Genomic DNA, 20,670 nt, shown 5'->3' with positions numbered 1-20,670 from the left:
TCACAACAGGCCGAGCAGCAGCAGCAACGCGATCGCCCACAGCGCCAGCGTCGCGCCGCGGTTGCCGCGCGCCTCCGCCTTGCCGATCGACTCCGTACTCGCCGGCGACAGGGTGAAGCCTTCCGCCGACGCCTTTTCGAGGCGCATGAACATCTTCTCGCCCCGCGCCAGGAGCGCCGGCAGGCGGGCGATCACGCCGCCCACGTCCTGCGCCCCGCGCCCGGCTTCCGCCAGCAGCCCGCGTGGGCCGAGGTTATGCCCGATCCACTCGCGCACCACGGGCTCCGCCGTGCCCCATATGTCGAGCTGCGGGTCTAGCTTGCGGGCGACACCCTCGACGACCACCATCGTTTTCTGCAGCATGACGAGTTCCGTGCGCGTCGCCATGTCGAACAGCGCCGTGATCTCGAACAGCAGCGTGAGCAGCTTCGCCATCGAGATCTCGTCCGCGCGACGGTTGTGGATCGGTTCGCCTATGGCGCGGATCGCCTGCGCGAAGTCCGCGACGGAATGGTAGTCCGGCACGTAGCCGGCGTCGAAATGCACCTGCGCGGTGCGCCGGTAGTCGCGGGTGATGAAGCCGAGCAGGATTTCCGCCAGGAAGCGCCGCTCCGCCCGCCCCAGCCGTCCCATGATGCCGCAGTCGACGGCGACGAGGCGGCCCTGCGGATCGACGAACAGGTTGCCCGGATGCATGTCCGCGTGGAAGAACCCGTCACGCAGCGCGTGCCGCAGGAAGGACTGGATCACGGTTTTCGCCAGCGCGGTGCGGTCGTGCCCCGCCGCGTCGATGGCCGGGATGTCGGAAAGCGGAATGCCGTGCACCCACTCGCTGGTCATCACCTCGCGGGCCGTCGCATCCCACTCCACCTTCGGCACGCGGAAATCCGCGTCGTCGCGGGTATTCTCGCCCATCTCCGAAAGGGCTGCCGCCTCCAGCCGCAGGTCCATCTCCATGGTGACGGAGCGCGCAAGCGTCTCCACCACCTCGACCGGGCGCAGGCGGCGCGTATCGGGCAGCAGGCGATGGAAGAGCCGCGCCGCGAAGCGCATGGCGCCGAGATCGCGCGCGAATCGCTCGCGCACGCCCGGCCGCAGTATCTTCACGGCCACATCCACATCGCCGCTGAGAAGCCGCGCGCGATGCACCTGCGCGATCGAGGCGGCCGCGATGGGCAGGCTGAACTCGGCGAACACCGTCCGCAGCTCCCCGCCGAAGGCGTTCTCCACGATCCGCACCGCCTTCTCCTGCTCGAAGGGCGGCATCTTGTCCTGCAGCGATTCGAGATCGTGCGCCGTGCGCGCGCCCACGACATCCGGCCGGGTGGCCAGAAACTGGCCGAACTTGACATAAGAGGGACCGAGCCGCGTGAGCGCGGCGGCGAGCCGCTCCGCGCCGCCGCCGAGGCCGGGCCGCTCGATGACGCGCGCCAGCCGGATAGCGAGCCGCCCCGCCGGCGGCAGCTCCGCCGTGTCGATGAGGCCGAGCGCTCCCTCGCGCGCCAGCACAAAGCCGACCCGCGACAACCGCGCCAGATGGATGAGGCTGCTGATCATGCGATGGTCACCCCTTGCCGGCTCACAGTTTCCAGCCGGAATGGATGGCGACGATGCCGCCGCTCAGGGGCCGGTAGCTGACGCGGCCGAAACCCGCCTCCCGAATCATGTCCGCGAATGTATCGGGCAACGGAAACTTGCGGATCGACTCCACAAGGTAGCGATAGGGCTCGCCGTCGCCCGTCACCAGCCGGCCGATGCCCGGTATGACATTGAAGGAATAGGTATCATAGACGGTGTCGAGCACCGGCACGTCGACGCGGCTGAATTCGAGGCACAGGAAGTGGCCGCCGCGTTTCAGCACGCGGTACGCCTCGCGCAGCGCCGCCGGGATGTCCGGCACGTTGCGGATGCCGAAGGCGATGGTGTAGCCGTCGTAGGCGCGGTCGGACAGCGGCAGCTTCTCGGCGTTGCCCTGCACGAAGCGCAACCGGCCGGCGTATGTCTGCCTCGCCCGCTCCCGCCCCACGCGCAGCATGTCGCCGTTGATGTCGAGGATGGTGACCTGCGTCTGCGGCCCGCCCGCTTCCAGCACGCGGAAGGCGATGTCGCCCGTGCCGCCCGCGACGTCGAGATGGCTGAAGGGGCGCTCGCGCGGCGGGCGCAGCATGGATATCAGCGCGTCCTTCCACAGCCGGTGCATGCCCACCGACATCAGGTCGTTCATCAGGTCGTAACGGTCGGCGACCTTGTGGAAGACATCGTCGACCAGTCCCTGTTTCTCGGCCAGCGGCACGTCCGTGAATCCGAAATGGGTCGTCGCCTCGCTCGTCATGATACCTTCCCGCTGCATCCGCGCACCGTGCGCACGGTTTCGCGGACCATAGCGAAAGCCTCGGCCCTTCGCTATGCTCATCTCGTTTTCCGCCCGCGCCCGCCGCCCGTAGCATGGCGCGGCGGACAGAAAACCGGAGCCCCCGCCGCTCCGACTCCTTGGTTCATGCATCGTCTTTCGTGGAAAGCGGACGCCGCCTTCCGGGATCGTGCACAAGACACAGAAGGCCCCATCGCTCCCATGCCGGAACTGCCCGAAGTCGAGACCGTGCGCCGCGGCCTCGAACCCGTGATGAGCGGCGCGCGCATCGTGCGCCTGGAACAGCGCCGCGCGGACCTGCGCTTTCCGTTTCCCGAACGCTTCGCCGAGCGCCTTCAGGGCAGGCGCATCGACGCCCTGTCGCGTCGGGCCAAGTATCTCCTCGCCGATATCGAGGGCGAGCTTGCGCTCGTGATGCATCTGGGCATGAGCGGACGCTTCCTCGTCGAGACGCCGGCGGGAAACGGCGCGCCGGGCGACTTCCACTTCGCCGCGGGCGGCAATGCGACGCATGACCACGTCGTGTTCCATCTCTCGAACGGCGCGCGCGTCACCTACAACGACGTGCGGCGATTCGGCTTCATGCTGCTCGTGCCGTGGGACGAACTCGAAACGCATGCCCTGTTCCGCCATATCGGCGTCGAGCCGCTCGGCAATGCCCTCGACGCGCAGGTGCTGGCAGCGCTGTTCGCGGGACGGCGCGCGCCGCTGAAGGCCGCACTGCTGGACCAGCGTCTGATCGCGGGGCTCGGCAATATCTATGTCTGCGAGGCGCTGCACCGGGCGGGCCTCGCGCCGGACCGCCCCGCGGGCAGCATCGTCACCGCCGACGGCAAGCCCACGGAAGCCGCCCTCCGGCTGACGCTTGCCATCCGCGATGTTCTCAACGACGCCATCGCGGCCGGCGGATCGACATTGCGCGATTTCGCGCATACGGACGGCAACCTCGGCTATTTCCAGCATACGTTCCGCGTTTACGGACGCGAGGGCGAACCCTGCGTCACGCCCGGTTGCCGGGGAACCGTGAAACGCATCGTCCAATCGGGCCGCTCGACGTTTTTCTGCCCTGAATGCCAGCAATAGTGACTGGCACAACCGTCATCGCGCGTGCCCGGCTCATTTTTCGGGAACTCCTCCGGTGGTCGCGCGTTGCCGGAAACGGGGAGCAGCAAAGATCAAGCAGATGAGGACCCGATGACCAACGCCAATACCACGACGCCTGGAAAGACGACTTCCGCGCGCGGCTTCGCCTCCATGGACCGGGAAAAGCAGCGTGCGATCGCTTCCAAAGGCGGACGGAGCGTGCCGAACGAGAAGCGCAGCTTCTCGCAGAACCGCCAACTCGCGGCGGAGGCCGGACGCAAGGGCGGACGCAGCGTGCCGGACGAAAAGCGCAGCTTCTCGCAAAATCCGACACTGGCCGCGGAAGCGGGACGCAAGGGCGGCCAAGCCCCCCATGGCGGCCGCGCCCCCGGCGAGGACGCCGCCGAGTAGGATGCACCGCCGGCCCGGCCCGAACGAAACGGATCGGGAGACAGCGACCGTCTCCCGTCTCGATCATGTCGATTTCTTAACGTGACAGCGCTTTGGCCGCCATGCGGATATCGACCCGCAGGCCTTCCGGCGGCCAGTCGAGCGCAATACTTCCGCCAAGCTGGCCGGTGACCGTGCGCCTGATGAGGCTGGAGCCGAAGCCGGTTTCCGTCGGGGCAGCCGCTACAGGAGGGCCGCCACTCTCGCGCCAGGTGAGAACGCAGCTCTCCCCTTCCCTGCGCCACATCACCGTTACCTGCCCGGTTGCCGCCGACAGCGCGCCGTACTTGGCGGCGTTGGTGGCGAGTTCGTGCAGGATGAGGCCGAGCGCCGTCAGCGCGCCCTGCCCGATGGAAAAAGTGTCGGAGGGCTCCTCCTCCGGTTCCTCCAGCACAACTCCCCGGCCGTCGCCGCAATAGGGCGCCGCGATCACCTTCACCAGCGCCCGCAACTGCGACGCGAAAGAAGCGGGCGCGCCGTCGTCGGCATGCCGCTCGACCCGGTGCACCAGCGCCTGCGCCCGCCCCAGCGCCTCCAGCCGGCCGCGAACGCTGGCCGCCATTTCCTGTGGCGACCCGGCGGTGCGCGCCGAGGCGCTCACAAGGCCACCCGCCACGGTGAGGATGTTGCTGATGCGGTGACGCATCTCGCGCGTCAGAATCTCCTGCATGGCCAGCGCTTCCTTGAGCGCGTGAGCGTCGCGGATCATCTTGATGGCGATGCCGGCGAAGCTCGCGAGTTCCGTCAGCACCTGCGCGTCGCCGCCGTCGAAGCGCCGCCGTTCGTCGTGGGAGATCACCCACAGCGCGCCCAGGGGCTCCTTGCCGCCTTTGTAGATAGGTACGAGCAGAGCCTCGTAGCTGACGATGTCGGGCATCGCATAGGAGGAGTAGAACTGCTCCGGATAGGCGATCAGCACCGGCCCGCCCTCGTCGAGACACAGGCCGCAGGGGCTCGCGCCGCGCGGCGTGGTGCGGCCGATGAACGGCGCGCAGGCGCCCTTCAGAAAATGCCAGCGGAATACATCGCCCTCCGGCGCGTCGGGCTCATGCAGGCTGATGCCTGCCGAATGCGCCTCGCTGACCTCCATGGCGACAGCGACGAGATACGGCAGAAACGCATCCGGGCGCTCCAGCATCTGCCGCGCCAGGTCCTGCAGAGCCGACGTCTCCTTGCGCGGGTCGGACCGCCGCCGCGGCCGCAGGCCAAGCTCCTGAGTGATCACCGCGCCGACACCGGACGACGGAGAGGACAGTCCGTGTGACATCTGCACCCCTTTCCCGGCAACGAACGCGGCGCTCCCGCTCCATATCCGCTGGCCCGTTTTCCGACGATGCCACTTGCCGACGATGCCCCCCGTCCACCCGCCACCGGGCGGGAATGGGCCCGCCGAACCGCTGCGCATGCAACGCCCTTGCATTCCACTCCGGGCCGGTATGCAAGTCAAGTATAGGCAGGCAGTTCCTTGCTCAGGATGTTCCGGTGCGGGCGAGCCTCCTGTCGGCCTGTTCCGGCTCCGCGTGGCCAACGACGCGCGCCACCTCCGGCAGCTCCTGCCTCAGCAGCCGCTCCAGAATGTCGACCTGCGCGTGGACGGCGGCGATGTCGAGCGCCGGCGGCGCGCAGCAATGATAATTCACCACCAGCCCGCAGGGCGTTTCGCGCACGCGCACATGATGGATATCGTGAATGGAATCGGTGGCGGCAGCGCTGGCCCGCAGGATATCGGCGATCCGCGCGGCGACGGCGGGCGGCGCGTCCTGCCCGTCCAGCGGGTCGCTCTCCAGCGGCTCGATATGGGTCTCGACCTCGGTTTCGGCGCCGAATTCCTCGCGCAGCGCGTTCTCAAGCCGGGTCGCCGCCGCGTGGGCTTCGCCGAGCGACGTCCGGCCGTCGATCTCAAGATCGAGGCTGATCGACAGCCTGCCGCTGACGTTCTGCACCGTCACATGATGCACGGGCGCGCGGTTTCTGTGCGCGATCAGGTTGACGCGCTCCTGCACCGTCTCGGAGCCGAGCTGGACGGGGTTCGCCGTCACGGTGAACTCCGCGCGCTCCAGTTCGGCGGCGAGCGCCTGCGTCACCCGCTCGCGGATGGCCTTCACACGCTCCAGAGGCAGCGTGCGCGACACGTCGACCGCCACCTCGCCCAGCACACCGGAGCCGGCCGGGCGCACGCGCACCTGCGCCACGGCGACGACGCCCGGCACCGTCTGCACGATCTCGCGCACGCGCTCCGCCATGCCGGGGGGCGCCGTATCCAGCAGATTGGCGATGGTGCGGCGCGCCAGCCCGAAACCGGCGATGGCGATATACGCGGAAACGCCGATGGCGATCAGCGCATCCGCCGCCTGATAGCCGATCGCCGCCAGGCCCAGCGCGATCAGCACGAAGATGGAATTCACGAGGTCGGACGAGAAGTGCAGCGCATCCGCCTCCAGCGCCTCGCTGCCCGTCTCGCGCGCCACGCGCTTCAGCATCCACCAGCGCCACCCGTCGACGAGAATGGCACCGATGAGGATGAACGCCGCCATCCAGTTCGGCTCCACCGCGTCGGAACCGCTCGACAGGCGCCGCACGCCCTCCACCGCGACAACACCCGACAGCAGGAACAGGAATGCCGTCTCGGCGAGTGCCGACATCGACTCGAACTTGCCGTGGCCGAAGTGGTGCTTGTCGTCGGCAGGCTTGTGCGCCTCCCTCACGGCGAGCCACGTCAACGTCGTGGCGCCGACGTCGAGCAGGCTGTTGGCCGCGTCCGACAGCAGCGCCAGCGACCCGGTGGAGAAGCCGCCGATCGCCTTGGCAATGGTCAGTAGCGCGCTGACGAATATCGAAACCAGCGCGACACGTTCCTTGCGTCGGTTAGCGTCATCTACAGCATGGCCGTCATTCGCAGCATGCATCGATCATCTCCATCCTGCATTTGACATCGTGGATCGAAACCTGTTGGCTCATTGCCGCCGTTGCAGCATCGCGCGGGCGGAAAGCCGCAGGCCCGCGCGTAACATTGCCCGGGTGCAGGTCGCTCTATCAACGGCGGCGAGTCAAGTGGCGATAACACAGGAGAGGGATGCGCTCATGCGCTACGTTCACACCATGGTCCGGGTGCGCGATCTCGACGCCGCGCTCGATTTCTACGTCAACAAGTTTGGCCTCGTGGAAACACGCCGTACGCAGAACGAGGCCGGCCGCTACACGCTGGTGTTCCTCGCCGCGCCGGCCGATCTCGAAACCGCGCGCGAGTGGGGCGCGCCGGAGATCGAGCTGACCTGGAACTGGGACCCGGAGGAATACACGGGCGGCAGGAACTTCGGTCACCTCGCCTATCGCGTCGACGACATCTATGCGTTCTGCGACAGGCTCGCGAAGGCCGGCGTCGTCATCAACCGCCCCCCGCGCGACGGCCGCATGGCCTTCATCCGCTCTCCCGAAGGCATCTCCATCGAGATCCTGCAGGAGGGTCAGCCCCTGCCGCCGCAGGAGCCGTGGACGAGCCTGCCCAATATCGGCACCTGGTAAGCGTGCAGGGAGCAGATTCGTTTGACCTCAATCAATGGCGAACGGATCGGTATCCGGTGTGATGAGAGGTCCCGACCGGGATTGGGTGTATTCCACGGGCGCCCGTTCCGGCGGGGGTTTGCCGATGCCTCCCCGCGCGCTTCTCACTGGCCGCTGGGCGGCACAGGCGGCAAGAGCCACCATGAGAACCCCGATGACAAGCGCCGACAGAAATCTCCCCGGGCCCTTGCGCCTTCCCTCCGGCGGCATCGCCGTTTCCGTGCCGGTGCGCCCGTGCCCCTTGCTTGCCTGCCTCATAGATGCGTTCCTCCTGCAATGACTGGATTTTCTTCCAGTAGAAGTGAAACTCCACCCCCTGCCCGGTAACGCCGCGATTCCCTTCCTCATGCGCGATGCCGCAGCGTGGATACCATTGAACAGACGAATCATCCATAGAGCATCAAACCGGCAAAGGAATGCCGTTTTTCCGGATAAATCCGGTGCATCAACAAGGAGATAAAGCGGCGACGCCGCTGCTCCGGACGACCGGAGACGCGGCGGAACCCGTTTTCGCCATCCGGCTCACAACAACCACAACACTTCGGGCCGCGCGGGTGCGCGGCCGCAGACAATAACAGGGAGAAACGATGACCACAGGCGCGTTCGGGGAAATCGAGGGGCGGCGTGTCGACGAGATCGGCATCCGCGCGCCCGGGTCCGGCATCGAGGCAAAAGTCATCACCTGGGGTGCGGTCGTCCGCGACCTCAAGGTGCACCTAGGCGACGGGCACTGGCAGCGCGTCGTGCTAGGGCTGAACACGATCAGGGACTACGTCGCCCATTCCCCGCATATGGGCGCCATCGCCGGGCGCGTCGCCAACCGGATCGCCGGCGGGCGCTTCACCCTTGACGGCCGGACCTACGATCTCACGCGCAATCAGGCGGGACAGCATACGCTGCACGGCGGCAATGGCTTCGGCAACAAGCTGTGGACACTGGCGGACCACGACGAATCGGGCGTGACGCTGACGCTCGACTCCCCGGACGGCGACAACGGGTTTCCCGGCGCCGTGCGCGCCGTCTGCACCTATCGCCTGCGCGATCCCGGCATTTTGCGTGTGGAGCTATCAGCCACCACGGACCGGCCGACGCCCGTCAGCCTCGCCCACCATTCCTATTTCAACCTCGATGGCGGCGCGTCGATCTTCAATCACCGCCTGAGTATAGACGCCGATTTCTTCACACCGACGGACGCCGATCTCATCCCCACGGGCGAGATTCTCCCCGTCAACGGCACGCCGAACGACTTCCGCGCCAACCGCAGCATCCGCTTTCCGGATGCGCTTACCGGCGCGCCCGTCCACTACGACATCAACTTCGTGCTGCGGCGCGACAGGGTGGAGCCCGCCGACCCGGACGCAACGGCAGGCAAAGCCCCCGAACTCGCGCATGCCGCGGTGCTGTCGTCGCTCGTCAACAACCTGTGGCTCGACGTGTGGACCACCGAACCCGGCCTGCAGGTCTATGACGGCGGCAAGCTGAACGTGCCGGTGCCCGGCCTAGACGGCGTCCACTACGGCCCCGGCGCCGGCATCTGCCTTGAGGCGCAGAACTTCCCCGACGCCATCAACCGGCCGAATTTTCCCGACCCGGTGCTGCGCCCTGGCGACATATACCGCCAGGTCACCGAATACCGCTTCACGCGCAAATGACGACCAGCGGCACGGCATCCTGCCGGTGGATAATTTTCGCGGACCCGCTTGACGGACGATGCGGGCGCGTCTAAGTAATTCGCCATCGGGCGACACATTCAGCGCCGCTCGATGGGACCTCGTTCCCGGACACTCCGCTCGGAAGTGTCTCTACAACAGAGCGATCCCTTGCTGGGGAATAGTTTAACGGTAGAACTGCGGACTCTGACTCCGTCAGTCCTGGTTCGAATCCAGGTTCCCCAGCCAATTCTCGCTAAACTCTCTCAAAACCTTGTTTTTTGACTGCTCGCCACGCGGGTGGTTACTGTCGACGTCACGCTTGAACGGCAGACGAAGGGTTACCTCACGCGCTCCGGGAAGGCGGGCTCCGGCATCACTTGATTCGCGAGGGCTATAGCAACGCCTGGCGCCCGGCCGCAACTCCCTGCTGGAACGGTCAGGCTGAACGCGGGATGGCCCTTGCCGCACGACAGGTTCTCGACGACCGGGGATGCCGCCGCAGGTGATCATTCCCCGGCATTCGAGACCTCCCTGCCGGCGGCGGCCTGTCCGCGGTCGCCGACAACTTCCGGCCGGTCGCCCCGCCCGACGCGAGAGAGCACGGCGACGGGCAATATGCCGATCACGACGATCAGCAGCGCGGCGATCGACGCTTCCTCATAGGTGCCCCGCGCCGCCTCGCCGTAAAGATGCGTTGCCAGCGTCTCGAAATTCAGCGGGCGCAGCAGCAGCGTTGCCGGCAGTTCCTTCATGCAGTCTACAAAAGCCAGCAGCCCCGCGGAAACGAGCGCCGGCTTCGATAGCGGCAGATGCACCTTGCGGAATACGCCGGACGACGTCTGGCCCAACATGCGGGCGGCGTGGTCCAGAGACGGCGAGATGCGGCTGAAGCCGGCCTCGATACCGCCCGTCGCGATGGCCATGAAGCGGGCGCTGTAGGCCAGAACGATCGCCGTGCCGGAACCGAGCAGCAGGAGGCCGATCGATACCCCGAAAATTCGCTCCGCGCCGGTCGCAAGCATGCGGTCGAGCGCGCCAATCGGCATGAGAAGGCCAAGCGCGAGGACGGTTCCCGGAATGGCGTAGCCGAGCGTGGATATCCGCGCCGCCGTCGCAGTCGCGCGCCCCGGATAGGTGCGCGCCGCGTAAGCGACGACGAGGCCGCAGAGCAGCACGATGGCTGTCGCCGCCGTGGCGACAGTGACAGTGTTGACCACCTCTCCCAGCAGCCGTTCCGAAAGCCCCGCGAAGCGGTAGCGCTTGTAGGCCTCCACACCCAGATAGACCGCGGGCACGACAAAGCCGAGTGCAACAGGCACGATGCAGACGGCGAACGCACCCGCCGCCCGATATCCGGTCAACCGGAAAGTGCCCATCGCGCGCGGCCGCTGGGCGGCCGCCGTATAGCGCTGGTTGCGGCGCGCATGGCGCTCGATGAGCACGAGCCCCACCACCAGGAAGAGCATCGCAAGGGAGATCTGCGCGGCGCCCGGCATGTCGGAGCGGCTGATCCAGGTGGTATAGACCGAGACGGTCAGTGTCTTGACGCCGAGGAACTCGGAAGCACCGATGTCGTTCAACGTTTCCATCAGCGCCAGGCTGACGCCGACGGCGATGGCGGGGCGTGCAAGCGGCAAGGCCACCCGCCAGAATACATCGCGGCGGCGGCTGCCGAGCGTGCGCGACACTTCGACCAGGCTGGCCGCCTGCGTCAGGAACATCGAGCGCGTGGTCAGATAGACATAGGGATAGAGCACGAGGCCCAGAAGCAGAATGCAGCCCCCCATCGACCTGATGTCGGGAAGGCGGAACTCGCGAGGGCTGGAGTAGCCGAGCAGATAGCGCAATACGCCCTGCACGGAGCCGACCGGATGCATGATGTCGAGATAGGCGTAGGCGATGATGTAGGTGGGCACCGCCAGCGGCAGCAGCAGGCCCCATTCGAGAAACCGCCGGCCGGGAAAATCGTAGGCTGTCACGATCCATGCGGTGGTCGTGCCGATCAGCGTGGTCAGCACGCCGACGCCGACCAGCAGGACCAGCGTGTCACGGAGCGCCGCTGGCAGCACATACCGGATCATATGTGGCCACAGCCCTACGCTGCCCTCGAATGCAGTCAGGGTCAGCGCGGCAACCGGAAGGCAGACGAAAGCGGCAATGGCGAAAGCCGGAAGGCGCCATCTCAGCCCGAGAAGACGCCGCGAAACAGTTCTCATGGGATTGGAAATCGTCGCGGACATGATCGGCAGGGACGGCTGCCGGCCTTAAAGGCCGGCAGACGCAACAAGCGTGGGTCAGTTGTCGAAGCCGACTTTTTCAGCGAGTTCGCTGGCCTTCTTGCGGAAGCTCACGCCCTTGGCGAGGTCGACCGTGTCGGGCTTCAGCACGCCATATTCTGCGATCAGCGGGGAAACCGTCGCCTTGGCGTTGACGGGATATTCGAAGTTTGCCTCGGCGTAGATCTTCTGCGCCTCATCGGACACGAGATATTCCAGCAGCTTCACGGCTTCGGCCTTGTTCGGCGCATGGCGCGCGACAGCGGCGCCCGTGATGTTCACCTGCGTCCCGCCAGCTTCGAAGACGGGCAGAACCATCTTGATCGCCTTCGCCCATTGCTCCTGCTCGGGCCCGCCCTTGCCGCTGCGCATCAGGCCGACGTAGTACGAATTGGCCACGCCGATGTCGCACAGCCCGCCCATGATGTCGCGCGCGACTTCCCGGTCGCCGCCGCCGGCCTTCCGGGCGAGGTTCGCCTTCAAGCCCGTGAGCCACTTCTCGGCCGCCTCCTCGCCATGGTGGGCGATGTAGGAGCCGACCAGCGCGACGTTGTAGGGATGCTGCCCGGAACGGATACAGATCTTGCCCTTCCAGGCCGGATCGGCGAGCTGCTCGTAGGTGATTTCCTTAAGGTCCAGATCCTTTGCCGCATAGAGCGCACGGGCGCGCAGCGACAGCGCGAACCAGTTGCCGTTCGCATCGCGCAGCGAAGCAGGAATGCTGCCGGTCAGCACGTCCGACTGGACGCTCTGCGTCAGCCCCTTTTCCACGAGATCGACAAGATTGCCCGCGTCAACCGTCATGAGCAGATCCGCCGGCGATTTGTCGCCTTCCGACGCGACACGCTCGGCAAGGCCATCCTTCAGGAAGATCGTATTGACCTTGATGTCCGTCGATTTGGTGAACGCATCGAGCAGCGGCTGGATCAGGCCCGGCTCACGGGTCGTGTAGAGGTTGAGTTCCGCAGCCATGGCCCCGGACGTGCCGGCGACGACCGCTAAAAGCGAACCCGCCAGCATGTTTCTCAGTGTCATATGCGTCTTCATGCTTGACTCCATCTCTGTGCGCGTTTATGTAGAATTGTTATGATTACAATCTAGGTCAATCGACCCGATTGAAGGCTGGAGAAACAGCATAAAGCTGTAGCAGTAAAGTGCTACTTCGCCTAACGCATCGCCTGCGTTGAATCAGTCCTTCGGATTGCAGTCAGGTTATTGTGCCGATAAGAGATTTTCGGCCCGCTACGGCGATTCAGAAAACAAGAACCTGTTCGGGTGATACGGAAACATGCGCCGTATCGCCCTTGCGCAAGCGGCTGCGGTCCGTGGAACGAATTCTCAGGGGCTCGGCCAACGCTGCTACGGCGATGTGCATTTGCTCGATTTCGCCGATCAGCGCGCAATCCACGACCGTGCACTCCACCCCGTGGCCGTCGCCGTTCACGCGCAGGCACTGTGGGCGGATGTAGACGGTCGCCTGCGCGCCGTCGGCAAAGCCGGGAGCCGCAAACCTGCCGAGAGGCGTTTCCGCATATCCGCTCCGGCACGCAGTCCGCACCTTGTTGAAGGAGCAGAAGAATTCCGCGGCATACGGGCACGACGGACGTTCGTAGAGTTCCGCGCCCGCGCCGGACTGGATAATCCTGCCACCCCGCATGAGGACGACCATGTCCCCCGCGGAAAGCGCCTCTTCCGGATCGTGCGTGACCATGATGACGGTGGTGCCCAGCTCCTGCAGAAGTTCGATGGTCTCCGTCCGGATGTCGTTGCGCAATTCCCGGTCGAGGTTGGAGAACGGCTCGTCCATCAGCATGATTTCCGGTTGTGGCGCGAGGGCGCGGGCAAGCGCTACCCTCTGCTGCTCTCCGCCGGACAGCATGTGTGGGAAACGTGTCGCGAGGCGGTTCAAACCCAGCCGGCCGATGATTTCATCGCATCGCTCGCGCGCCGCGCGCCGGCCGACCCGCTTCAGGCCGAACAGGATGTTATCCGTGACATTCAGATGTGGAAACAGCGCATAGTCCTGAAACATGAACCCGATGTTGCGATCTTCGGGCTCCACGTGGCCTGCGGGACCGGAAATCTCCCTGCCGTCGAGCAGCACACGGCCCCCATCCGGCCAGTCTATCCCGGCGATAATGCGCAACAGGGATGATTTGCCGCAACCCGAGTGCCCGACGAGGCAGACGACGGCGCCACGTTCAACCGCGAGGGAAACGCCGTCGAGCGCCTGCACATTCCCGAAGCGGCGCGATATTCCTTCAAGTTCGAGATGACGATCGCTTATCGTCTGCCGGGTGTTCATCATTTTTCGTCCGGAAGTTTTCCTGGGTGGGTCGATAGTTTTCGGGAGCGTGTGGCCTTGCGCAGGCGCTCAAGCTCCCCCAGCGTGGACACGGCTTTTTGCGAGTCCGATGTTGCCAGACCGAGCAGGAGCATTTCCAGACACAAAACGGTCACGCCGTGCAGCGCCATTCGCTCGCTCTGCCCACGCGGAACCGCCAGCACAACGTCGGCCCGCCGGGCGAGTTCCGTGTCCTCCGAGTCGGAGACGAGAACCACGCGCATCCGCAGCCGACGCGCCTCGGCGAGCGCGACTTCGGCTTCGGGATAAGGCTTGCCGTAGGCCAGCATCAGCAGGGCATCGCCGTGCGCGAGGTCGAGAAGCTGGTCGGCAAGCTCCGCCCCCGTCCGGTCGAGCACGGCCTGCTTCTTCCCCTTTCGCCGCAACCGCGCCGCGAAATAGGCAGCGATATGGGCCGTCGGCCCGATACCGAAGAGCACAATGCGTTCCGCCGTATGCAGGATGTCCAATGCTGCCAGCACATTCCCGCGAAACGCGGGCTTGCCCAGGGCATCCAGCCCCGTGGCGAAGACTTCGAGAACCGTATCCAGCGCGGCCTCGACACTTTCCGACGCCTCGGCCAGCGTGCGCCGCAGATTGTCCACGGGCGCGTTGCGCTTGCCATAAGATGCGGCGATCTCGCTCCTCAGATCGTGCAGCCCGTCGAAGCCCAAGGCCTGGACGGCACGGATCACAGTCGCGTCCGACGTTCCGATCTCCCGCGCGAGATCGACGGCGGAGGAGGTCAGCACCGTCAGCCGATTGGCGTCGATAAAGGCCGCGACCCGTTTGAAGGACGGTGAAAGCTCCTCACAACGGCGCGCGAAGCGATCGCTGAACACATCGCGCTTTTTACCCCGTGCCCCACTGTGACCTGCAGACATCTGCGTCCTTATGCGGTGACCGTTCTTTCCGTAGTGCCTGTTACATTCATCCTGTCGGAAAGTAAATGCTACGCGATCCCATATGGAAGATTGAAGGAGGGGACTCCGCAGTCCTCTCCCGCCATCTGCCGCAGGTGCTCATCGGCGGCTCCGCCACCCAGGATCGGCTGAGTCATGGGCGTGATCCCCACGCTCCGGTGCACCTTACACTTGCGTTGCCTCGACGGGCACACTCCGCACGGCATCATCCGGCGTTTCAATCAGGCAGCTTATATCGCAACTGATGCAGTGACCACGGACATGCTGCCGACGCTCGCCATATCTGTGAAGTCGCCGGCGCTTCGTCTATATCGGCACGGCGAGGCCGTCGCGGATGGTGATCCGGCGGTCCATGCGGGCAGCGAGGTCGAGGTTGTGGGTGGCGATCAGCGCGCCGAGCCGCGAGGCGCGCACCAGCGCCACCAGCGTCGCGAAGACATGGTCGGCGGTCTTGGGGTCGAGGTTGCCGGTCGGCTCGTCCGCCAGCAACAGCCGTGGCGCGTTGGCCACGGCACGGGCGATCGCCACGCGCTGCTGCTCGCCGCCGGACAGCTCCGCCGGGCGGTGATCGAGACGCTCCGCAAGCCCGAGAAACGATAGCAATTCCGCCGCCCGCTGTTTGGCCATACGGCTGTCGAGGCCGCGGATGAGCTGCGGCAGGCAGACGTTCTCGATGGCGGAGAATTCGGGCAGCAGATGGTGGAACTGGTAGACGAAGCCTATCTCCAGCCGCCGCAGGCGCGTGCGCCCCGCGTCGTCGAGCCCGACCGTCGGCTGGGCGCCGATATAAACCTCGCCCGCGTCAGGCCGCTCCAGCAAGCCGGCACAATGCAGCAGCGTCGATTTTCCGGAGCCCGACGGCGCCACCAGCGCCACGATCTCGCCGGGCCACACGGCGACATCGATGCCGCGCAGGATCTCCAGCATGCCCTGCCCTTGCCGGTAATGGCGCCGCACCTGCGACAGGAACAGGGCGGGCGTCGGCGGCACGTTCGTCTGGCTCATGTTGTCAACCGTAACGCAGGGCTTCAACGGGATCGAGGCGCGCCGCCCGCCAGCTCGGATAGAGCGTTGCCAGCAGCGACAGCACGATTGCGGTGAACACCACGGTCGCCACCTCGCCGGGCTCGATGACCGCCGGCAGGCGGCTCAGGAAGTAGATTTCGGCGGAAAACAGGTCGGTGCCGGTCAGCGACGACAGGAACGAGCGGATCGTTTCCACGTTCAGCGTGATCACGAGCCCCAGCAGGAAGCCCGCCACCGTGCCGGAAATGCCGATGGAAGCGCCGGTGATCAGGAACACCCGCATGATGGCGCCGCGCGTTGCGCCCATGGTACGCAGGATGGCGATGTCCGCGCTCTTGTCCTTCACCAGCATGATCAGGCCGGATACAATGTTGAGCGCCGCAACGAGCACGATCAGCAGCAGGATCAGGAACATCACGTTGCGCTCCACCTCCAGCGCGGAAAAGAACGTGCGGTTGCGCTGGCGCCAGTCCGTCATCATGATCTGCCGCCCGGCCACCTGGTCGATCACCGCTCGCGCCTCGTCCACCCGATCGGCGTCCTTCAGGTACACCTCGATGACACTTACGTCCCCGTCGCGGTTGAAGTAGTTCTGCGCTTCCTCAAGCGGCATGTAGACGAAGGCGGCGTCGAATTCCGACATGCCGATTTCGAAGATGGCGACGATGGGATACGACTTGATGCGCGGCGCGGTGCCGAACGGCGTCGCCGCACCCTTCGGCGAGACGACGGTCAGCGTGTCGCCCGCCCGCAGGCTCAACTGCTCGGCGAGGCGCCGGCCGATCGCCACCCCGCCCTTCTCGTCGAAACCGGCGAGCGTACCCTCGCGGATGGTGTCGGCGACGAAGGGGGTCGCGGCGAGGTCCTGCTCGCGCACGCCGCGCACCAGCACGCCGCCCGCGTTATAGGGTGAGGAGGCGAGCGCCTGCCCCTCGACCATCGGCACGGCGCGCACGACGCCCGGCGCCGCCGCGACGCGCTGCGACACCTCCGCATAGTCGCGCAGCGGCGAATCGATGGGGGTGATGAAGATATGGCCGTTGACGCCGATGATCTTGTTCAGCAGTTCCGCCCGGAAGCCGTTCATCACCGACATGACGACGATCAGTGTCGCCACGCCGAGCATGACCCCGGCAAAGGAAAAGCCGGCGATGATGGAGATGAACCCCTCGCGCCGACGCGCCCGCAGGTAGCGCCACGCCAGCAGCCACTCGAAGGGCGCGAAGGGCTTCGTCGCGCCGGGATCGTTTGAATAGCCCTTCGCCATCGTCGTCACGTCCTCCGCCGCGCCCGCCCGTGCCCTGCCGTGCTCACGAAGCGATTCGCTCCACGGCATCCTCGACGGAGAGCAACTCGCGCTCGCCCGTCGCGCGGCGCTTGACCTCGACCTTGCCCTCGGCCAGCGACTTCGGCCCGACCAGCACCTGCCACGGCGAACCGATCAGGTCTGCGGTGGCGAACTTCGCCCCCGGGCGCTCGTCCCGGTCGTCGTAGAGCACGTCGAAGCCCCGTGTCGCGAGCGCCTTCTCCAGCCGCAGCGAGGCGGCATCCGTCGCCTGATCGCCCACCTTCAGGTTGAGCAGGCTGACATGGAACGGCGCGACAGCATCCGGCCATACGATCCCGGCATCATCGTGGCTCGCCTCGACGATCGCCGCGACGAGGCGCGAGGGGCCGATGCCGTAGGAGCCCATGTGCAGCGTATGCTCCTGCCCGTCCGGCCCCGTCACCGTCGCCTTCAACGGCGCGGAATACTTGGTGCCGAAATAGAAGATGTGCCCCACCTCGATGCCGCGCGCCGACACCTGCTTGCCGGTCGAAATGGCGTCGAACGTCGCCGGATCGTGCTTTTCGGACGTCGCCGCATAGAGCGCCGTCCAACGGTCGAAAAGGGCTTGCAGACCCTCCGCGTTGTCGAAGTCGGTATCGGCGGGCGGCACGGAAAAGTCGAGGAAATCCCGGTGGCAGAACACCTCGCTCTCGCCGGTCGAGGCGAGAATGATGAACTCGTGGCTGAGATCGCCGCCGATCGGCCCGGTGTCGGCCTGCATCGGAATGGCCTTGAGCCCCATCCGCGCGAAAGTGCGCAGGTAGGCGACGAACATCTTATTGTACGAGTGGCGGGCGCCGGCCGCGTCGATATCGAAAGAATAGGCGTCCTTCATCAGGAACTCGCGCGAGCGCATGGTGCCGAAGCGCGGCCTGATCTCGTCGCGGAACTTCCACTGAATGTGATAGAGGTTGAGCGGCAGGTCCTTGTACGAGCGGACGAAGGAGCGCACGATATCCGTGACCATCTCCTCGTTGGTGGGGCCGTAGAGCATCTCGCGGTCGTGGCGGTCGCGGATGCGCAGCATCTCCTTGCCATAGGCGTCGTAGCGACCCGATTCGCGCCACAGATCGGCCGACTGGATCGTCGGCATCAGGATTTCCTGCGCCCCCGCCCTCTCCTGCTCCTCACGGATGATCGCCGTGATCTTCTTCAGTACCCGCAGCCCGAGCGGCAGCCACGCATAGATGCCCGCCGACTGCTGCCGGATCATCCCGGCGCGAAGCATCAACCGGTGCGAGACGATCTCCGCTTCCTTGGGGGTTTCGCGGAGGTTGGGGAGGAAATAACGGCTGAGGCGCATGGGAACCCTGAATGGCAAGACGGACGCGATGGAATCGGATGATAACCCTTCATAGGGGAATAGCATCTGTCGCGCATCCTGCACACCGGTTTCCACCGCCCGCGCCCATTCCGCGGAGCGAGCGCGGCGGCTGCGCGCATGTCAGATTCAGGAAAAGCAAGATGATGACAATCTACGACGAATGTCGTATGAATGGCGCCGGCTGGCGATCGGATATCCGCGAAGGCGGCGCCGATGCAGCGGTCCAAGTCTCGGGAGGAAGTCAGTCGGGCGCGGCCAATGCCACAAAACAAGGTGGCCATATGCGTTGCGGCGGGTTGAGAATTTGGCTTTCACTTTCCAAGCAAGGCTCCGGCCTTGCTTTTTTCTTATAGCAGCTTCCATCTGGCACCGCTCACCGAAACCGCCCCCGCTCGCGCGACACTTGCGCGCAACCCTCCGTCACAACGTGACAGTGTGGATCAGCATCTGGATGAAGGCAAAAATCACCGCGGCGACGACCGTCGTGATCAGCGCCTTGCGCCACATCTTGGGGCGCTGCGGCGCGCCGGGCTCCGTGCCCGGCACCACCTCGTCCTCCCACTGGCTGCGCACGCCCAGCGGCAGAATGGCGAACAGCGTGATCCACCAGATGATGAAGTAGAGGGCGAGCATGCCCACGACGCTGTCCATGGCCGCCTCACACGATCAGGACATGCACGTGGCAGGTCGGCTTCTTGCCCCACTTGCGCTGCACCTCGGCACGCACCGCCCGCTCCACGGCGTTGACAACGGTATCGGGATCGCGCCGGCGCGCGCGCGGCAGCGATTCCAGCAGTTCGACGACGGTCTCGCCGATGATCTCGTCGAAGATCTCGCCATCGGCCGTCACCGGGGGCAGTCCGGACGTACCGACGGACACGTCGCCCGCCAGTTCGCCCTTGTCGGTGAGGGCGACGGCGATTGAGATCACACCGGCGAAGCCCAGCCTGCGCCGCTCCGGAACGGTGCGCTCGGCCGCATTGACGAGCAGATCGCCGTCCTGATACACGCGCCCGGTCGGCACCTCGTCGACGACGCCGGCAGCGCCCGGCGCGAAGCGCACCAACTCGCCGTCCTCGGCGCTTAGGATCACCTCGACACCCTGCTTGCGGGCGAAATCGCGATGCCCCGCGAGATGCATCGGCTCACCGTGGACAGGGAGCACGATCTTCGGCCGCACCCAGCGGTACATCTGCTCCAGTTCGCCCCGGCGCGGATGGCCGGACACATGTACGAGCGCCTCGCGATCGGTGATCACCTCGACACCGCGGCGCACCAGATTGTTGACGATCCCGTCGATGGATTTCTCGTTGCCCGGAATGGCGCGCGAGGAAAAGATCACCCTGTCGCCGGCCGCGAGCGAGATATCGGGATGGCTGTCGGTCGCGACCCGCGCCATCGCCGCGCGCGGCTCGCCCTGGCTACCGGTGAGCAGCGCCACCACCTTGTCGCGTGGCAGCTGGCTGTACGTTTCAGGCGTGCGAAACGGCGGCAGCCCATCGAGGTAGCCGAGTTCGCCGGCCACGCCACTCACGCGGTCCATGGCACGCCCGACGACGACGATCTCGCGCCCCGCCTTTGCCGCCGCCTCGGCCACGGCGCGGATGCGCGCCACGTTCGAGGCGAAGGTCGTCACCGCGACTCGCGCCGGCGCCTTCGCAATCAATTCGGCCAGCGAAGCGGCGACATCGGACTCGCTGGGGCTCGCCCCGTCGCGCAGCGCGTTGGTGGAATCGCACACCATCGCCAGCACGCCCTCGTCGCCGATCTGCGCCAGGCGCGCGCCATCCGTCGGCACGCCGACGAAGGGCGTCGGGTCGATCTTCCAGTCGCCCGTGTGGAGCACCGTGCCAAGCGGCGTGCGAATCGCCAGCGCATTGGCCTCGGGAATCGAATGCGCCACCGGGATGAACTCGATGTCGAACGGTGGCAGGGATATCCGCCCGCCCTGCTTCACCGTATGTAGCGGAATTTTCGGCGCGCCAGGCTCCGACAGGCGGCGCGTTTCCAGAAGGCCCGCCGCGAATGGCGTGCAGTAGACGGGCGCATTGAGCTGCGGCCACAGCTTCGCCAGCGCGCCGATGTGGTCCTCATGCGCGTGGGTGATGATGATGCCGAGGAGATCGCGGCGCTCCTCCGCAATGAAGCGGATGTCGGGGAACACCAGATCGACGCCTGGCGCTTCCTCCCCTGCGAAGCTGATGCCGCAGTCAACCATGACCCACTTGCGCCGGTCCTCGGGACCGAAACCGTAGAGGCCGAGATTCCTGCCGATCTCGCCAAGCCCCCCGAGGGCCACGAAAACCAGACCATCCGTGCGAGGCGCCATC

18 protein-coding genes and 1 tRNA gene are annotated in these 20,670 nt (G+C 66.0%); 6 read left to right on the top strand and 13 right to left on the bottom strand.

The window, feature by feature from the left end; genetic code table 11:
- Both ubiB and ubiE read right to left on the bottom strand, forming a co-directional pair.
- Positions 1 to 1,557, bottom strand: a complete 1,557-nt coding sequence (gene ubiB / locus FHS82_RS03475) for a 2-polyprenylphenol 6-hydroxylase (protein WP_166948700.1) — start codon at positions 1,555 to 1,557, stop codon at positions 1 to 3.
- Positions 1,558 to 1,579: 22 nt separating this feature from the next.
- A complete protein-coding gene (gene ubiE / locus FHS82_RS03470) occupies positions 1,580 to 2,332 on the bottom strand; it encodes a bifunctional demethylmenaquinone methyltransferase/2-methoxy-6-polyprenyl-1,4-benzoquinol methylase UbiE (protein WP_166948698.1) in 753 nt (250 codons plus the stop codon).
- A gap of 240 nt (positions 2,333 to 2,572) precedes the next feature.
- On the opposite strand from ubiE, the gene mutM reads away from it, so the two are divergent.
- Positions 2,573 to 3,454, top strand: a complete 882-nt coding sequence (mutM, locus tag FHS82_RS03465; protein WP_166948696.1) for a bifunctional DNA-formamidopyrimidine glycosylase/DNA-(apurinic or apyrimidinic site) lyase — start codon at positions 2,573 to 2,575, stop codon at positions 3,452 to 3,454.
- Between the two features lie 111 nt (positions 3,455 to 3,565).
- Positions 3,566 to 3,865, top strand: coding sequence for a con-10 family general stress protein (locus tag FHS82_RS03460; RefSeq protein ID WP_166948694.1), 300 nt, complete (start codon positions 3,566 to 3,568; stop codon positions 3,863 to 3,865).
- 76 nt (positions 3,866 to 3,941) lie between these two features.
- Here the strand turns inward: FHS82_RS03460 and FHS82_RS03455 are convergent, their stop codons facing one another.
- The gene (locus FHS82_RS03455) at positions 3,942 to 5,171 is read right to left on the bottom strand and encodes a sensor histidine kinase (RefSeq protein WP_166948692.1); all 1,230 of its coding nucleotides are present in this window, start codon (positions 5,169 to 5,171) and stop codon (positions 3,942 to 3,944) included.
- Positions 5,172 to 5,373: 202 nt separating this feature from the next.
- Positions 5,374 to 6,810, bottom strand: coding sequence for a cation diffusion facilitator family transporter (locus tag FHS82_RS03450; protein ID WP_166948690.1), 1,437 nt, complete (start codon positions 6,808 to 6,810; stop codon positions 5,374 to 5,376).
- Between the two features lie 175 nt (positions 6,811 to 6,985).
- Here FHS82_RS03450 and FHS82_RS03445 point away from each other — a divergent pair, with 175 nt between their 5' ends.
- From FHS82_RS03445 to FHS82_RS03435, 3 genes are all read left to right on the top strand, one after another.
- Positions 6,986 to 7,426 (top strand): VOC family protein, encoded by a 441-nt coding sequence (locus tag FHS82_RS03445; protein WP_166948688.1) that lies wholly within the window; start codon positions 6,986 to 6,988, stop codon positions 7,424 to 7,426.
- A gap of 626 nt (positions 7,427 to 8,052) precedes the next feature.
- The gene (locus FHS82_RS03440; RefSeq protein ID WP_166948685.1) at positions 8,053 to 9,117 is read left to right on the top strand and encodes an aldose epimerase family protein; all 1,065 of its coding nucleotides are present in this window, start codon (positions 8,053 to 8,055) and stop codon (positions 9,115 to 9,117) included.
- Between the two features lie 172 nt (positions 9,118 to 9,289).
- Positions 9,290 to 9,363, top strand: a tRNA-Gln gene (locus tag FHS82_RS03435).
- Between the two features lie 260 nt (positions 9,364 to 9,623).
- On the opposite strand, the gene FHS82_RS03430 is transcribed toward FHS82_RS03435, so the two are convergent.
- The 7 genes from FHS82_RS03430 to proS form a co-directional block, all read right to left on the bottom strand.
- Positions 9,624 to 11,357 (bottom strand): ABC transporter permease, encoded by a 1,734-nt coding sequence (locus FHS82_RS03430; RefSeq protein WP_166948683.1) that lies wholly within the window; start codon positions 11,355 to 11,357, stop codon positions 9,624 to 9,626.
- A 54-nt stretch (positions 11,358 to 11,411) separates the two neighbouring features.
- Positions 11,412 to 12,428: an extracellular solute-binding protein gene (locus FHS82_RS03425; RefSeq protein ID WP_166948984.1), complete on the bottom strand. Its 1,017-nt coding sequence runs from the start codon at positions 12,426 to 12,428 to the stop codon at positions 11,412 to 11,414.
- Between the two features lie 217 nt (positions 12,429 to 12,645).
- Positions 12,646 to 13,698: an ABC transporter ATP-binding protein gene (locus tag FHS82_RS03420; RefSeq protein WP_166948681.1), complete on the bottom strand. Its 1,053-nt coding sequence runs from the start codon at positions 13,696 to 13,698 to the stop codon at positions 12,646 to 12,648.
- Complete coding sequence (locus FHS82_RS03415) at positions 13,698 to 14,621, bottom strand: MurR/RpiR family transcriptional regulator (RefSeq protein ID WP_166948679.1); 924 nt, start codon at positions 14,619 to 14,621, stop codon at positions 13,698 to 13,700. The genes FHS82_RS03420 and FHS82_RS03415 overlap by 1 nt, the downstream gene beginning before the upstream one ends.
- Positions 14,622 to 14,966: 345 nt before the next feature.
- The gene (locus tag FHS82_RS03410; RefSeq protein WP_166948677.1) at positions 14,967 to 15,665 is read right to left on the bottom strand and encodes an ABC transporter ATP-binding protein; all 699 of its coding nucleotides are present in this window, start codon (positions 15,663 to 15,665) and stop codon (positions 14,967 to 14,969) included.
- Positions 15,666 to 15,669: 4 nt separating this feature from the next.
- Positions 15,670 to 16,953 (bottom strand): lipoprotein-releasing ABC transporter permease subunit, encoded by a 1,284-nt coding sequence (locus FHS82_RS03405; RefSeq protein ID WP_166948982.1) that lies wholly within the window; start codon positions 16,951 to 16,953, stop codon positions 15,670 to 15,672.
- Between the two features lie 43 nt (positions 16,954 to 16,996).
- Positions 16,997 to 18,319 (bottom strand): proline--tRNA ligase, encoded by a 1,323-nt coding sequence (gene proS, locus FHS82_RS03400; RefSeq protein WP_166948675.1) that lies wholly within the window; start codon positions 18,317 to 18,319, stop codon positions 16,997 to 16,999.
- Positions 18,320 to 18,480: 161 nt separating this feature from the next.
- Between proS and FHS82_RS03395 the strand changes: the two genes are divergently transcribed.
- Positions 18,481 to 18,693, top strand: coding sequence for a hypothetical protein (locus FHS82_RS03395; RefSeq protein WP_166948673.1), 213 nt, complete (start codon positions 18,481 to 18,483; stop codon positions 18,691 to 18,693).
- Between the two features lie 67 nt (positions 18,694 to 18,760).
- On the opposite strand, the gene FHS82_RS03390 is transcribed toward FHS82_RS03395, so the two are convergent.
- Positions 18,761 to 18,991, bottom strand: coding sequence for a DUF1467 family protein (locus FHS82_RS03390; RefSeq protein WP_166948671.1), 231 nt, complete (start codon positions 18,989 to 18,991; stop codon positions 18,761 to 18,763).
- A gap of 7 nt (positions 18,992 to 18,998) precedes the next feature.
- Positions 18,999 to 20,669: a ribonuclease J gene (locus tag FHS82_RS03385; protein ID WP_166948669.1), complete on the bottom strand. Its 1,671-nt coding sequence runs from the start codon at positions 20,667 to 20,669 to the stop codon at positions 18,999 to 19,001.
- Between the last annotated feature and the right edge of the window lies 1 nt (position 20,670).

The organism is Pseudochelatococcus lubricantis, assembly GCF_011762225.1.
Lineage (GTDB): Bacteria > Pseudomonadota > Alphaproteobacteria > Rhizobiales > Beijerinckiaceae > Pseudochelatococcus > Pseudochelatococcus lubricantis.
This window is presented reverse-complemented; position numbering and strand designations above follow the sequence as displayed.

Bases quoted from the DNA above. Each gene is read 5' to 3' on its own strand.
- FHS82_RS03430 (WP_166948683.1), bottom strand. From the start codon at position 11,357: ATGTCCGCGACGATTTCCAATCCCATGAGAACTGTTTCGCGGCGTCTT.
- mutM (WP_166948696.1), top strand. From the start codon at position 2,573: ATGCCGGAACTGCCCGAAGTCGAGACCGTGCGCCGCGGCCTCGAACCC.
- FHS82_RS03445 (WP_166948688.1), top strand. From the start codon at position 6,986: ATGCGCTACGTTCACACCATGGTCCGGGTGCGCGATCTCGACGCCGCG.
- FHS82_RS03460 (WP_166948694.1), top strand. From the start codon at position 3,566: ATGACCAACGCCAATACCACGACGCCTGGAAAGACGACTTCCGCGCGC.
- FHS82_RS03410 (WP_166948677.1), bottom strand. From the start codon at position 15,665: ATGAGCCAGACGAACGTGCCGCCGACGCCCGCCCTGTTCCTGTCGCAG.
- FHS82_RS03455 (WP_166948692.1), bottom strand. From the start codon at position 5,171: ATGTCACACGGACTGTCCTCTCCGTCGTCCGGTGTCGGCGCGGTGATC.
- ubiB (WP_166948700.1), bottom strand. From the start codon at position 1,557: ATGATCAGCAGCCTCATCCATCTGGCGCGGTTGTCGCGGGTCGGCTTT.
- FHS82_RS03450 (WP_166948690.1), bottom strand. From the start codon at position 6,810: ATGCATGCTGCGAATGACGGCCATGCTGTAGATGACGCTAACCGACGC.
- FHS82_RS03390 (WP_166948671.1), bottom strand. From the start codon at position 18,991: ATGGACAGCGTCGTGGGCATGCTCGCCCTCTACTTCATCATCTGGTGG.
- FHS82_RS03405 (WP_166948982.1), bottom strand. From the start codon at position 16,953: ATGGCGAAGGGCTATTCAAACGATCCCGGCGCGACGAAGCCCTTCGCG.
- FHS82_RS03420 (WP_166948681.1), bottom strand. From the start codon at position 13,698: ATGAACACCCGGCAGACGATAAGCGATCGTCATCTCGAACTTGAAGGA.
- proS (WP_166948675.1), bottom strand. From the start codon at position 18,319: ATGCGCCTCAGCCGTTATTTCCTCCCCAACCTCCGCGAAACCCCCAAG.
- FHS82_RS03385 (WP_166948669.1), bottom strand. From the start codon at position 20,669: ATGGCGCCTCGCACGGATGGTCTGGTTTTCGTGGCCCTCGGGGGGCTT.
- FHS82_RS03425 (WP_166948984.1), bottom strand. From the start codon at position 12,428: ATGACACTGAGAAACATGCTGGCGGGTTCGCTTTTAGCGGTCGTCGCC.
- FHS82_RS03440 (WP_166948685.1), top strand. From the start codon at position 8,053: ATGACCACAGGCGCGTTCGGGGAAATCGAGGGGCGGCGTGTCGACGAG.
- ubiE (WP_166948698.1), bottom strand. From the start codon at position 2,332: ATGACGAGCGAGGCGACGACCCATTTCGGATTCACGGACGTGCCGCTG.
- FHS82_RS03395 (WP_166948673.1), top strand. From the start codon at position 18,481: ATGATGACAATCTACGACGAATGTCGTATGAATGGCGCCGGCTGGCGA.
- FHS82_RS03415 (WP_166948679.1), bottom strand. From the start codon at position 14,621: ATGTCTGCAGGTCACAGTGGGGCACGGGGTAAAAAGCGCGATGTGTTC.